General features: G+C 56.2%; 10 protein-coding genes. 6 read left to right on the plus strand and 4 right to left on the minus strand.

All coding sequences use genetic code 11. The annotated features are described in order from the left end of the window. The first annotated feature begins 22 nt into the window (after positions 1 to 22). The 3 genes from OGV65_RS18400 (at position 23) to wzz(fepE) (ending at position 5490) form a co-directional block, all read left to right on the plus strand. On the plus strand, positions 23 to 241 hold the full coding sequence (locus OGV65_RS18400; protein WP_153690635.1) for an MbtH family protein: 219 nt from the start codon (positions 23 to 25) through the stop codon (positions 239 to 241). Continuing rightward, a complete protein-coding gene (gene entF, locus OGV65_RS18405; RefSeq protein WP_286455312.1) occupies positions 238 to 4128 on the plus strand; it encodes an enterobactin non-ribosomal peptide synthetase EntF in 3891 nt (1296 codons plus the stop codon). Before OGV65_RS18400 ends, entF begins: the two co-directional genes overlap by 4 nt. A gap of 228 nt (positions 4129 to 4356) precedes the next feature. After that, the gene (gene wzz(fepE) / locus OGV65_RS18410) at positions 4357 to 5490 is read left to right on the plus strand and encodes an LPS O-antigen length regulator Wzz(fepE) (protein ID WP_279265175.1); all 1134 of its coding nucleotides are present in this window, start codon (positions 4357 to 4359) and stop codon (positions 5488 to 5490) included. A 46-nt stretch (positions 5491 to 5536) separates the two neighbouring features. Here the strand turns inward: wzz(fepE) and fepC are convergent, their stop codons facing one another. Genes fepC through fepD form a run of 3 tightly spaced genes read right to left on the minus strand, consistent with a single transcriptional unit; the run spans position 5537 to position 8327 of the window. Continuing rightward, positions 5537 to 6334 carry an iron-enterobactin ABC transporter ATP-binding protein gene (gene fepC / locus OGV65_RS18415; protein WP_046275116.1) on the minus strand — a complete coding sequence of 266 codons (798 nt, stop codon included), beginning with the start codon at positions 6332 to 6334 and terminating at the stop codon, positions 5537 to 5539. Next, positions 6331 to 7323: an iron-enterobactin ABC transporter permease gene (fepG, locus tag OGV65_RS18420; RefSeq protein WP_279265174.1), complete on the minus strand. Its 993-nt coding sequence runs from the start codon at positions 7321 to 7323 to the stop codon at positions 6331 to 6333. Before fepG ends, fepC begins: the two co-directional genes overlap by 4 nt. Continuing rightward, complete coding sequence (gene fepD / locus OGV65_RS18425; protein ID WP_200079473.1) at positions 7320 to 8327, minus strand: Fe(3+)-siderophore ABC transporter permease; 1008 nt, start codon at positions 8325 to 8327, stop codon at positions 7320 to 7322. The genes fepG and fepD overlap by 4 nt, the downstream gene beginning before the upstream one ends. A gap of 109 nt (positions 8328 to 8436) precedes the next feature. Between fepD and entS the strand changes: the two genes are divergently transcribed. After that, on the plus strand, positions 8437 to 9675 hold the full coding sequence (entS, locus tag OGV65_RS18430; protein WP_016152195.1) for an enterobactin transporter EntS: 1239 nt from the start codon (positions 8437 to 8439) through the stop codon (positions 9673 to 9675). A gap of 58 nt (positions 9676 to 9733) precedes the next feature. On the opposite strand, the gene fepB is transcribed toward entS, so the two are convergent. Then, positions 9734 to 10690, minus strand: coding sequence for a Fe2+-enterobactin ABC transporter substrate-binding protein (fepB, locus tag OGV65_RS18435; RefSeq protein WP_016155944.1), 957 nt, complete (start codon positions 10688 to 10690; stop codon positions 9734 to 9736). Positions 10691 to 10877: 187 nt separating this feature from the next. Between fepB and entC the strand changes: the two genes are divergently transcribed. Further along, positions 10878 to 12053 carry an isochorismate synthase EntC gene (gene entC / locus OGV65_RS18440; RefSeq protein WP_047501782.1) on the plus strand — a complete coding sequence of 392 codons (1176 nt, stop codon included), beginning with the start codon at positions 10878 to 10880 and terminating at the stop codon, positions 12051 to 12053. Positions 12054 to 12086: 33 nt separating this feature from the next. Beyond that, positions 12087 to 13697 (plus strand): (2,3-dihydroxybenzoyl)adenylate synthase EntE, encoded by a 1611-nt coding sequence (gene entE / locus OGV65_RS18445; RefSeq protein WP_200107538.1) that lies wholly within the window; start codon positions 12087 to 12089, stop codon positions 13695 to 13697. Positions 13698 to 13710 lie beyond the last annotated feature (13 nt).

Below are 13710 nucleotides of genomic sequence, written 5' to 3' on the forward strand. Positions count from 1 at the left end.
TGTTCCACGACAGGAGTTGAGTATGGAATTCAGTAACCCCTTCGATAATCCGCAGGGCCAGTTTTACATTCTGCAAAATCCCCAACGTCAGTTTAGCCTTTGGCCGCAGCAATGCTCACTTCCTGCTGGCTGGACGGTCGCGTGCGCACCCCAATCACAGGAAGCCTGCCAGCAATGGCTGGATGCAAACTGGACCACGCTGACGCCAGCGAACTACGTCGATGTGCAGGAGGCTCCATGACTCAACGTTTACCGTTAGTTGCGGCTCAGCCGGGGATCTGGATGGCGGAAAAACTCTCCACATTGCCCTCAGCGTGGAGCGTGGCGCACTACGTAGAATTAACCGGCGAACTGGACGCACCGTTGCTGGCGAAAGCGGTAGTGGCGGGTCTGCAGCAGGCCGATACTCTAAGGATGCGGTTTAGCGAAGATAACGGCGAGGTCTGGCAATGGGTAGACTCTGCGCTTGCCTTTGCGCCACCAGAAATTATCGATCTGCGCGAAAAATCCGATCCGCATGCGGCAGCGCGCGCCTTGATGCAGGCAGACCTGCAGCAGGACATCCGTGCTGATGGCACTAAGCCGCTGGTTTTTCACCTGCTCATTCAGGTGGGAGAAAAGCGTTGGTATTGGTATCAGCGTTACCATCATCTGCTGGTTGATGGCTTCAGTTTCCCGGCCATTACCCGCCAGATAGCCGCAATTTACCGCGCATGGCTGCATGGCGAGCCCACGCCGGAATCACCTTTTACGCCATTTTCTGAGGTGGTGGAAGAGTATCAACAGTATCGGCAAAGCGATGCCTGGCAACGCGACGGCGCCTTCTGGACCGAGCAGCGAAAGCAACTCCCACCTCCGGCTTCGCTGTCTAACAAACCCCTGCCAGGGCGGTCGGCCAGCGCGGATATTATTCGTCTGAAGTTAACCGCGCCTGAAGGGGTGTTTCGCCGGCTTGCGGCACGTATGCCAGACGTTCAGCGTGCGGATCTGGCCCTTGCGCTGGTGGCGTTGTGGCTCGGACGTTTATGCAGCCGAATGGAATATGCCGCCGGGTTTATCTTTATGCGGCGTATGGGGTCGGCGGCGCTCACGTCCACCGGACCGGTTTTAAACGTCCTGCCATTTGGCGTGCAGTTGAATGCGGCAGAAAGCTTGCCTGCACTTGCCCAACGACTGGCCGCACAGTTGAAGAAAATGCGCCGACATCAGCGATATGATGCTGAGCAAATTGTTCGCGACAGCGGGCGCGCAGCCGGTGCCGAACCGCTGTTTGGCCCGGTACTGAACGTGAAAATATTCGACTATCAACTGAATATTCCTGGTGTTCAGGCGCAAACCCATACGTTGGCGACAGGTCCGGTGAACGATCTGGAGCTGGCGCTGTTCCCGGATGAAAACGGCGGGCTGAGTATTGAAATCCTGGCCAATAAACAGCGCTACGATGCCGCGACGCTGGCGCAACATGCATCGCGTTTAACCGCGCTTATCGCGCAGTTTGCCGACAATCCGTCGCTATGCTGCGGCGATGCCGGGATGCTGTTGCCGACAGAACATGAGCGGCTGGCGAAGATTAACGACACGACCGTGGCGATCCCGTCCACCACGCTGAGCGCGCTGGTGGCACAGCAGGCCGATAAAACGCCGGATGCCCCGGCGCTGGCTGATGCCCGCTATCAGTTTAGCTATCGTGAAATGCGCCAACAGGTCGTGGCGCTGGCGCGCCGCCTGCGCGAACGTGGCGTACAGCCTGGTGACAGCGTTGCCGTGGCATTACCGCGTTCCGTGTTCCTCACGCTGGCACTGCACGGTATTGTTGAGGCGGGAGCCGCCTGGCTGCCATTGGATACCGGATACCCGGACGATCGCCTGCGGATGATGCTCGAAGACGCGAAGCCAAAATTGTTGATCGCGACCGAAGAGCAACTGGCGCGCTTTAGCGATATTCCGGAGCTGGAAAGTCTGTGCTACAACGCGCCGCTGCCAGAAGAGGATGCTGCACCGCTGGCGCTATCTCAACCTAATCATACGGCCTATATTATTTTTACTTCCGGTTCTACCGGCAGACCAAAAGGGGTGATGGTTGGGCAAACAGCCATCGTTAACCGTTTGCTGTGGATGCAAAATCACTATCCACTGACCGCGGATGATGTGGTGGCGCAAAAAACGCCGTGCAGTTTTGACGTCTCGGTATGGGAGTTTTTCTGGCCGTTTATTGCCGGGGCAAAACTGGTCATGGCAGAACCTGAAGCGCACCGCGATCCGCTGGCGATGCAGCAGTTCTTTGCGCAGTCAGGGGTGACGACCACGCACTTTGTTCCCTCTATGCTGGCCGCTTTTGTTGCTTCACTGACGCCGGAAACCGCGCGGGAGAGCTGTGCCTCGCTGAAACGGGTATTCTGCAGCGGCGAAGCCTTACCTGCAGATTTATGCCGCGAATGGGAACAGTTGACTCATGCGCCACTGCACAATTTATACGGGCCAACGGAAGCGGCAGTCGATGTGAGCTGGTATCCGGCCTGGGGGGACGATCTCGCTGCCGTAACGGGCAATAGCGTGCCGATTGGCTATCCGGTATGGAATACCGGTTTACGGATCCTGGACGCCATGATGCGCCCGGTGCCCTTTGGCGTGGCAGGTGATCTCTATCTGACGGGGATCCAACTGGCGCAAGGATACCTGGGGCGAGCGGATCTAACCGCGAGCCGCTTTATCGCCGATCCATTTAACCCTGGTGAACGCATGTACCGTACCGGGGATGTGGCGCGCTGGCTGGAGAATGGCGCAGTGGAATACCTCGGGCGCAGCGATGACCAGCTTAAAATTCGCGGACAGCGCATTGAGCTCGGTGAGATTGATCGGGTGATGCAGCAACTGCCAGATGTCGAACATGCCGTTGCCCACGCCTGCGTATTCAACCAGGCGGCGGCGACAGGCGGCGATGCACGACAGTTGGTGGGGTATCTGGTGTCGCAATCGGGGTTACCGCTGGATACGTCTGCATTGCGAGAAACTCTGCGTGAAAAACTGCCTGCGCATATGGTGCCGACGGTATTGTTGCAACTGGCGGAGCTGCCGCTGAGTGCAAACGGTAAACTGGATCGTAAAGCGCTGCCGATGCCGCAGTTGACGTCGCGTACGTCAGGACGTGCGCCGCGAGCAGGGACTGAAACCGCCATCGCGCAGTCTTTTGCGGCTTTGCTGGATTGCGAGGTTAATGACGTAGAGGCTGACTTCTTTGCGCTTGGCGGACATTCGCTGCTGGCGATGAAGCTGGCAGCGCAGTTGAGCCGGATTTTTGAGCGTCAGGTAACGCCTGGGCAGATAATGGTGGCTTCTACTGTTGAACAACTGAGTGCACTGCTGGAGAGCAATGATGATGAACAGTCGCAGCGTCTGGGATTCGAGACGCTGCTGCCGCTGCGTGAAAGTCATGGCCCAACGCTGTTTTGCTTCCATCCGGCGTCGGGTTTCGCCTGGCAGTTTAGCGTGCTGTCGCGTTACCTCAGTCCGCAGTGGTCGATTATTGGCATTCAGTCGCCGCGACCGGATGGCCCTATGCAGACGGCGGAAAACCTTGATGCGGTATGCGAACATCACCTGGCAACGCTGCTCAGCCAGCAGCCTCATGGTCCCTATTATTTATTAGGCTACTCGCTGGGGGGGACGTTGGCGCAGGGAATCGCCGCACGCTTACATGCCAGAGGAGAGACAGTTGCATTCCTGGGGCTGCTGGATACCTGGCCGCCGGAAACGCAAAACTGGCAGGAAAAGGAGGCTAATGGGTTGGATCCCGCGGTACTGGCCGAGATCGAGCGTGAACGTGAAGCGTTTCTGGCAGCGCAGCAGGGGAATGCGTCAGAGGCCTTATTTAATGCTATCGAAGGCAACTACGCCGATGCGGTTCGCCTGCTCACCACGGCACACAGCGTGCCATTTGCTGGTCACGCCACGCTGTTCGTCGCTGAGCGCACCTTAGTGCCGGGGGTCAGTCCTGAACGCAGTTGGTCACCGTGGATATCCAGTCTGGATGTATATCGGCAGGACTGCGCGCATGTTGATATTATCTCTCCCAGCTTGTTTGAGGCGATAGGGCCAATAATAAACACCCTGATCAATAAATCGGTGTAACAAAGCGAATCTTACTATCGCGACAATCAAATAACCCCATGATGTAATAATTATGTTATGGGGTTGATCTTTTTTGGTGTGATGAGGGCGATTAAAAGGGTGAATAAATTCCGAATATAATTTTTGGTAGGGCTTCGTGCACAAAGAGTGTTTCGGATAATTCTTACTAACTGGTAGACTTCTCTTTCGGAAATGTTCTTCTTTGGGTACGGATCTCAGGTCACACACATGTCATCATTAAATATTAAGCAAGATAACGTTTCGGATTTTACTGCGTATCCTCAGCCAGCGGTAAATGCTAACGAAATCGATTTAGTTAATCTAATCGAAATCTTATGGCGCGCCAGGACGAAAATTATGGCGACCGTTTTCGCCTTTGCCTGTGTGGGTATTCTGTTCTCTTTTCTACTACCGCAAAAATGGACCAGTCAGGCCATCGTGACGCCGGCCGAGCCCGTCCAGTGGCAGAACCTCGAAAATACGTTGACCAAATTGCGCGTGCTGGATATGGATATTAACGTTAGCCGTGGTGATGTATTTAACCTGTTTATCAAAAAATTTCAGTCGCCCTCATTGTTGGAAGAGTATCTGCGTTCTTCTCCTTACGTGATGGGACAACTGAAAGGCGCGGATATCGATGAAATGGACCTGCATCGGGCAATTGTCAGGCTCAGTGAAAAAATGAACGCCGTTGACAGCAATGTGGGAAAAAAGAATGAGACTTCGCTGTATACCGCATGGACGCTAAGCTTTACCGCGCCCCAGGCTGAAGAAGCCCAGTCTGTGCTGAAGGGCTATATCCAGTATATTTCTGATGCTGTGGTGAAAGAAACGCTGGAAGATATTCGTAATAAACAGTCCATCAAAACCAGCTTTGAGAAAGAAAGACTGGAGATGGATCGCGTCAGGCTTAAGAATCAACTGGACGCCAAAATCCAGCGACTGCATTATTCACTGGAAATTGCGAATGCCGCTGGGATTAAAAAACCGGTCTACAGTAATGGCCAAGCGGTGAAAGATGACCCTGATTTCTCTATTTCACTGGGCGCTGATGGCATTGCACGTAAATTAGAAATAGAAAAGTCGGTAACGGATGTTGCTGAAATTAACGGTGAATTACGTAACCGCCAATATCACGTTGAACAGCTGTTAGCTATGAATGTGAATGATGTAAAATTTACGCCATTTAAATATCAACTTTCACCTTCGCTGCCAGTGCATAAAGATGGTCCGGCAAAATCGATGATCGTTATTTTGGCAGCTTTGCTGGGTGGCATGGTGGCGTGCGGTGGTGTTCTGCTGAATTACGCCATGGTGGCGCGTAAGCAAAAAATGACGTTTATTGACCAACAACTGGTGTGATGACTTTTCGTCTGGCGGCGAACAGTCCGCCAGACGGTAAATCTTGCTATTTATTGCGCCCAAGCGGCACCACTAACGGCGTTCCGGCAACCGGATCGTCGATAATCATACAGCGCAGACCATAGATTTTTTCAATAAGCTGCGCGGTGACGATCTCCTTCGGCGCACCCTCGGCAACAATTTTTCCGTCACGCAGCGCAATCAGATGCGTTGCATAGCGACACGCCTGATTAAGATCGTGCAGAACGGCGGCCAGCGTATATCCTTTCTCCCGGTTTAGCTCACTCAGCAGCTCCAGCAGATCTATCTGATGGCTGATATCCAGCCAGGTGGTAGGTTCGTCGAGCAGCATAATCGACGTTTCCTGCGCCAGCACCATCGCAATCCATGCGCGCTGGCGTTGTCCACCGGAAAGGGTATCCACACTTTGTGACGCAAGATGAGTGATTCCCGTCGCCTGCATTGCGTTTGAGACCGCGATTTCATCCTCATTTCGCCAGCGGGTAAACAATGGCTGGTGCGGGTAGCGCCCACGGGCAACCAGCTCCTGTACCGTAATATCACCCGGCGTGGTGGCGTTCTGCGCCAACAAACCTATTCTGCGAGCAACCTCTTTGCTGGCATAGTGCTGGATATGCTCGCCGTCGAGCCAGACCTTACCGTGCGCGGGCGTCATCAGACGACTAAGCGTGCGCAGTAGCGTTGATTTTCCGCAGCCGTTTGGCCCGATAATTGCGGTGAAGTGACCGTCTGGAATCGACACATTGAGGTTTTCCGCTACGGTAAATTTGCCATAACCCAGCGTTAACTGGTCGCCACGCAAACGGGCTACTGATTCGATCATTTTTTGCGGGACTCCTGAATTAACAAGACGATAAGATAAATACCGCCGAGGCTTACGGTGACAACGCCCACCGGAAGCTGATAAGGCATAAACAGCTGTTGGGCGCATAAATCCGCCATCAACAGCAGCAACGCGCCACACAGCGCCGACAGGGTTAATCCCCAGCGCGATGTGCCGCTAATCCGCCGCGCGATATGTGGGGCGACAAGGGCAATAAACGAGATAGGGCCAGCCAGCGCGGTGGCGGCAGCGGTCAGTACAACCGCAACCAGCATCATCATCAGACGTGAGCGCTCTACGCTGACGCCAAGCGCACAGGCGCTGTCATCACCCATTTCCAGTAAATGCATCCGGCGCACCAGCAGCGTGGCGCACACCAGCATAAGGATAATCAGTGGGGCAGAAGGCCAGGTTTTGGCCCAGGTCAGGCCATTGAGCGTTCCGGCGTTCCACAGTCCGGCGGTCAGCGCGGTTTCTAATGATGCCTTCAGCAGTAGCCAGGTGTTGAACGCAACCAGCATGGCGCGTATGCCGATCCCAATAATAATCAGCCGGAAGGTGTCGATACCATTGCGCCAGGCGAGCGCCCAGACCACCAGAGACGTCAGGACCCCGCCAACCATGGCCGCAAGCGCGATAGCGGTGAGATGCTGTCCGAACAGCACCATTGCCACCAGCACACCGCTCCAGGCACCGGTATTGAAACCCATCACATCCGGGCTGCCCAGCGGGTTGCGCATCAGCGACTGAAATATTGCACCGCTCACGCCGAGCGCCGCGCCAATCAATAGCGCCATCAGCACGCGTGGCAAACGCCATTCGGTCACCACCAGCGTAATACTGCGCGGCGCATCGCCAAGCAGAGCGGCAATAATTTGCTGGGTTTCCAGCGTCACGACGCCGCTACGCAGGCTCCACAAGCCAACGGCGAGACAACCTACAACCAGCAGCAGGCTGCTGACGATCAGGCGGCGGGAGAGGTGCATCATGCGCCACCCCCGCGCGGTTTCCGGCGTACCAGAAAGATAAGCACCGGCGCGCCGATAAATGCGCTGACCACTGAAACGCGCAGTTCGCCGGGGACAATCAGGCGACCGATGATATCGGCAATTAACAACAGAGAGGGGGTTGCCAGCAGGGTAACGGGCAGCGACCAACGGTGATCTGCCCCCACCAGCCAGCGTGCCATATGCGGCATCATCAGGCCGATAAAGGCGATAGGGCCGACAATCGCGGTCGCACTGCCGCACAGTACGGTAATCACCAGCAGGCCAATAAACTGCGTGCGAGCGACTTTGCTGCCAAGCGCGGTGGCGGTGTCGCTCCCGAGGCTCAGGCTATTCAGAGCACGGCTAAGGAACAACGCGACAGCCGCGGCAATCAGTATCGGCACCAGGACGACCTTCAGCGTTTGCAGGCTGCGGATATCCAATGAACCGGCCTGCCAGAAACGCAACTGATCGTAGACATCCGGGTTGAGCAGGGCGATTCCGGTGGATAATCCTTCCAGCACCGCGCCCAGCGCAACGCCCGCCAGCGTCAGACGTACCGGGCTTAACTGCCCGCCGCCCTGGCTGCCGGTAAATGCCACTATAAGCGACGCGGCCAGCGCCCCTGAAAAGGCCATCAGCAGTTGCTCTTGCGCAGAGGAAAAACCGAACAGCGCGGCTCCCAGCACAATAGCGAAGCTGGCACCGGAGTTAACGCCCAGAATGCCGGGATCGGCGAGAGGGTTACGCGTGAGCGTTTGCATTAATGCACCAGCCAGACCCAGCGCCCCACCGGCGAGCAGCCCCGCCAGCGTGCGCGGCAGTCGCGCGTCCAGCACGATGGTGCAATCAGCGCTTTGACAACTGCCGGTAAGTGCATCCAGCACCACGGAGGCAGGTAGCGACTTGGCGCCAATAACCAGACTTAATACCGTGGTGAGAACAAGTAATAACAATAGTCCGGGCACGGCGAAGGCACGTGTCGCGGAAACAGAGCATGACATATCAACTTCCCTGATAATGATAGTAATTATCGTTATCGATCTTATTTGGATATGTTAGCATGTGCAGCCATCGAATGGATATTGAAAAAGTACCTGGTAAGGCTCTGTAATGAATCGACAATCCTGGCTGCTCAATCTCAGCCTGTTAAAGACCCACCCTGCATTTCGCGCCGTCTTCCTCGCCCGTTTTATTTCCATTGTCTCTCTGGGGCTACTCGGCGTGGCGGTTCCGGTACAGATCCAGATGATGACCCAGTCGACCTGGCAGGTAGGTTTGTCAGTGACGTTGACCGGCAGCGCAATGTTTATTGGTCTGATGGTGGGCGGGGTGCTGGCCGACCGCTATGAGCGTAAAAAAGTGATCCTGTTGGCTCGTGGAACCTGCGGAATCGGCTTTATTGGTCTGTGTCTGAATGCGCTGCTGCCCGAACCGTCTTTACTGGCGATTTATTTGCTTGGCTTATGGGACGGTTTCTTTGCCTCGCTGGGCGTGACCGCGTTGCTGGCGGCAACACCGGCGCTGGTTGGGCGGGAGAATTTGATGCAGGCCGGGGCGATTACCATGTTGACGGTACGTCTGGGTTCGGTTATTTCGCCGATGCTTGGCGGGGTATTGCTCGCGACCGGTGGCGTGGCGTGGAACTACGGTCTGGCGGCGGCGGGCACTTTCATTACCTTGCTGCCGTTGCTGAGCCTTCCTGCGCTGCCGCCTCCGCCGCAGCCGCGCGAGCATCCGCTAAAATCGCTGCTGGCAGCATTTCGCTTTCTGCTTGCCAGCCCGCTGATTGGCGGCATTGCGCTGCTTGGCGGTCTGTTGACTATGGCGAGCGCCGTGCGCGTGTTGTATCCCGCGTTGGCGATTAACTGGCAAATGTCGAGCGCGCAAATAGGTCTGCTGTATGCGGCCATTCCTCTTGGCGCGGCGGTGGGCGCGTTGACCAGCGGGCAACTGGCGCACAGCGTGCGTCCGGGACTGATCATGCTGGTATCGACCGTGGCTTCGTTCCTGGCTATCGGTCTGTTTGGGTTGATGCCGGTCTGGGAGCTTGGCGTTGTCTGCCTGGCGCTGTTCGGCTGGCTGAGTGCGGTCAGCTCTTTGTTGCAGTACACCCTGTTACAGACGCAGACGCCAGAAGCGATGCTCGGGCGAATTAACGGTTTGTGGACTGCGCAGAACGTAACAGGAGATGCGATCGGCGCGGCGCTGTTAGGGGGGTTGGGGGCGATGATGACACCGGTTGCTTCGGCAAGCGTAAGTGGGTTTGGGCTGGTGATTGTCGGTCTGCTACTGCTGCTGTTGCTGGGAGAAGTGCGTCGATTCCGACAAATGCCTGTGAATGCCGGATAGCGTTGTCCTCTACGGTTTGTAGGCCGGATAAGGCGTTAGCCGTATCCGGCGCTGGCGATTAAAAGAGAGCTGACAGACGTTGCAGCAGCAAGGTCGCGCTGTAGTAGTCGAGACGGAAGGTTTCCGTACCCAGGGCGTAAACACGTTTATTCTGCACGGCAGGCAGATGCGCCAGCAGCGGATTAGCATAAATGGCGTCGGCATCTTTGTTGTCGCCAGCGAACAGGAACAGCGCTTCGCCGTTCAGACCAGCCGCCAGGTTCTCACCGCCAAGCTGGATGATATCGTGGCGTTTGCCCTGACTCTGGCTGGTGTGCAATCCGGCAGGCAGCGGTGCCAGGGTGAACCCTAACTGCTCCATCAGCTTGCCCTGCGCCGACTCAGGCGTCCACAGGTTGGCGCTGTGCGCTGCAGCGGTGTATACCAGCGCGCTGACCGGTTGCGGCGGCAGGGTAATACGCTGCTTGACCGCCTGCAGTTGCTTATCAAACTCGGCAATACGCGCAGCCGCCTGTTGCTCCTGACCGGTAATTTCACCTAACTGCGTCAGCAGCGCCTGCCAGCTTTTGTCGTCGTAATTAATGATTAGCGTTGGCGCAATGGTGGACAGCTGATCGTATAGCGCGAGGGCTGAATCTCCCCCGGTGGCGCTGATCAGAATCAGATCCGGCATTTGCGCTGCCACGGCCTCAGCGCTCGGTTCGCCGATATACAGGCGGCTCAGTTTGCGTGCCTTTGCCACTTCGCTCCACTGGCGTAAAAAGCCCTGTGCATCGCCGATGCGATTGTTCGGCGTAGTAGCGCCGCTGGCGATGACCGGGGCATCAATTGCCAGCAGCGAGCCGGTGAGGGTGACGCTGGTGGAGACAATTCGCTGCGGCTTATGTTCCAGCGTATGCGTACCACGACTGTCGGTAACCTGACGCGGCCAGTCGGCGGCATAACCTGAAGAAATTCCTGAAATAGACAAACCTGCCAGTAAGAGCACGGTGCGGCAAAAAGAGGGGAGACTCACGAATCAGCATCCTGTTATCAGTATAAGTAATGCTTCTCATTTTCATTGTTAGTGGACAAGGATGCAAGCCAAAGTCGCACATTGTGCTGCCACAAGAGTTGACATACCGCCACTTTGCTTTTAGGTTAGCGACCGAAAATATAAATGATAATCATTATTAGAGCTTTTATCATTTTTGGAGGATGATATGGAAACGTCACTGGCCGAGGAAAAAACGCAGACTATGCCGACGCTCGCTCCCGACAGTTTTTTCTTTATGTCGCCGTACCGTAGTTTTACGACGTCAGGATGCTTCGCCCGCTATGCGGAACCGGCAATTGATGGCGATTCGCCAGACAGCCCTTTCCAACAAAAAATGCATGCGCTGTTTGCTGATGCCAAAGCGCAGGGTATCGCTAACCCCATCATGGTCGGAGCGATTCCTTTTGACACCCGCCAGCCGTCATCGCTGTTTATTCCCCAGTCATGGCAGACGTTCTCCCGAACGGCGAAGCAGCAATCATCTCGTTACTTTAACGCGCATCAGTCGCTGAACGTTGTTGAACGTAAATCGATCCCGGAACAGAACTTCTTTGAAGATATGGTCACTCGCGCGGCTGCGCTGACGGCAACCCCGGAAGTCGACAAAGTGGTGTTGTCACGCCTGATCGATATCACCGCTGATGCCAATATTGACAGCGGGGCGCTGCTGGAGCGCCTGGTGGCGCAAAATCCGGCGAGCTACAACTTTCACGTTCCCCTTGAAGACGGTGGCGTATTGATTGGCGCCAGTCCGGAACTGCTGTTACGCAAAGAAGGCGATCGTTTCAGCTCATTACCGCTGGCAGGCTCGGCACGACGTCAACCGGACGATGTGCTGGACCGTGAGGCGGGCATCCGCCTGCTGGCGTCCGAAAAGGATCGCCATGAGCACGAACTGGTGACGCAGGCCATGAAAAATGTCCTGCGCGATCGCAGCCGTGAACTGCAACTCCCTTCTTCTCCGCAACTGGTCACCACGCCTACGCTCTGGCACCTCGGCACGCCGTTTGAGGGTAAAGCCAACGCGCAAGAAAACGCCCTGACGCTCGCGTGCCTGCTGCATCCGACGCCTGCGCTGAGCGGCTTCCCGCATCAGGTTGCGCGCAAACTGATCGCCGAGCTGGAGCCGTTCGATCGCGAACTGTTCGGTGGCATTGTCGGCTGGTGTGATGCCCAAGGCAACGGCGAATGGGTGGTGACGATCCGTTGTGCGAAGCTGCTGCGTAATCAGGTACGTTTCTTTGCCGGTGCCGGGATTGTTCCGGCTTCGTCCCCGGTTGCGGAATGGCGTGAAACGGGAGCCAAACTCTCCACGATGTTGAATGTTTTTGGACTGCATTAAGAGCCTTATTGACCAGGCCTCTAAGGAGCGATAATGAGTATTCCTTTCACCCGTTGGCCGGAGGAGTTTGCCCGCCGCTATCGTGAAAAAGGTTACTGGCAGGATTTGCCGCTGACCGACATTCTGACCCGTCACGCCGACAGCGACCATACGGCGGTGATCGATGGCGAACGCCATCTGAGCTATCGCCAACTGAATCAGGCCACTGACAATCTCGCCTGCAGCCTGCGTCGTCAGGGGATCAAACCCGGCGAAACCGCGCTGGTACAACTGGGCAACGTGGCTGAGTTGTATATCACTTTCTTTGCGCTGCTCAAGCTGGGCGTAGCTCCGGTGCTGGCATTATTCAGCCATCAGCGTAACGAACTTAACGCCTATGCCAAACAGATTGAACCGGCGCTGCTGATTGCCGATCGTCAGCATGCGCTGTTTAGCGGGGACGATTTTCTTAACGCTTTTGTGGCTGAACACAATTCAGTGCGCGTGGTGCAACTGCGCAATGATGAAGGCGAACACAATCTGCAAACGGCGATAAGCCAGCCTGCGACTGATTTTTCCGTCACGCCATCGCCTGCTGATGAGGTGGCCTATTTCCAGCTTTCTGGCGGTACTACCGGGACGCCAAAGCTGATTCCTCGTACCCATAACGATTACTACTACAGCGTGCGTCGCAGCAATGAGATTTGCCGCTTCACCGGGGAAACGCGTTATTTATGCGCGATCCCGGCGGCGCATAACTACGCGATGAGTTCGCCTGGCGCGTTGGGGGTATTCCTGGCTGGCGGCACCGTCGTGCTGGCGGCTGACCCGAGCGCCACCCTGTGCTTCCCTCTGATTGAACAGCATCAGGTTAACGTCACGGCGCTGGTGCCGCCAGCGGTGAGCCTGTGGCTGCAAGCAATTGCGGAGTGGGGGAGCAATGCGCAATTGGCTTCGCTGACGCTGCTACAGGTCGGTGGGGCTCGGCTTTCCGCCTCGCTTGCGGCGCGTATTCCGGCGGAGATCGGCTGCCAGCTGCAGCAGGTCTTCGGCATGGCGGAAGGGCTGGTGAACTACACCCGTCTGGACGACAGTCCTGAACGCATCATCAATACCCAGGGCCGCCCGATGTGTCCCGATGATGAAGTCTGGGTAGCAGACGCTGACGGCAACCCTTTAGCCGAGGGAGAAACCGGGCGCCTGATGACGCGTGGCCCATACACCTTCCGCGGCTACTTCAACAGTCCTGAGCACAATGCCAGCGCCTTTGACGCCAACGGTTTTTACTGCTCCGGCGATCTGATCGCCATCGATCGAGATGGCTACATCACCGTCCAGGGACGCGAGAAAGATCAGATCAACCGCGGTGGGGAGAAGATCGCTGCAGAAGAGATTGAAAACCTGCTGCTGCGCCACCCGATGGTGATCCATGCCGCGCTGGTCAGTATGGATGACGAACTGATGGGCGAGAAAAGCTGTGCCTGGTTGGTGGTAAAAGAGCCGCTGCGAGCGGTGCAGGTGCGTCGTTTTCTACGCGAACAGGGCGTAGCGGAATTTAAATTACCTGACCGCGTAGAGTGCGTTGAGTCGTTACCGCTGACTCCGGTTGGGAAAGTAGATAAAAAACAATTACGTCAGTGGCTGGCATCACGTTCACTGGCCTGAAGGAGAATAAGAG

Source organism: Citrobacter sp. Cb004, assembly GCF_030337065.1.
GTDB classification, from domain to species: Bacteria; Pseudomonadota; Gammaproteobacteria; order Enterobacterales; family Enterobacteriaceae; genus Citrobacter; species Citrobacter braakii.

Bases quoted from the DNA above. Each gene is read 5' to 3' on its own strand.
- OGV65_RS18400 (WP_153690635.1), top strand. From the start codon at position 23: ATGGAATTCAGTAACCCCTTCGATAATCCGCAGGGCCAGTTTTACATT.
- entF (WP_286455312.1), top strand. From the start codon at position 238: ATGACTCAACGTTTACCGTTAGTTGCGGCTCAGCCGGGGATCTGGATG.
- fepC (WP_046275116.1), bottom strand. From the start codon at position 6,334: ATGATCGAATCAGTAGCCCGTTTGCGTGGCGACCAGTTAACGCTGGGT.
- fepG (WP_279265174.1), bottom strand. From the start codon at position 7,323: ATGATGCACCTCTCCCGCCGCCTGATCGTCAGCAGCCTGCTGCTGGTT.
- fepD (WP_200079473.1), bottom strand. From the start codon at position 8,327: ATGTCATGCTCTGTTTCCGCGACACGTGCCTTCGCCGTGCCCGGACTA.
- entS (WP_016152195.1), top strand. From the start codon at position 8,437: ATGAATCGACAATCCTGGCTGCTCAATCTCAGCCTGTTAAAGACCCAC.
- entC (WP_047501782.1), top strand. From the start codon at position 10,878: ATGGAAACGTCACTGGCCGAGGAAAAAACGCAGACTATGCCGACGCTC.
- entE (WP_200107538.1), top strand. From the start codon at position 12,087: ATGAGTATTCCTTTCACCCGTTGGCCGGAGGAGTTTGCCCGCCGCTAT.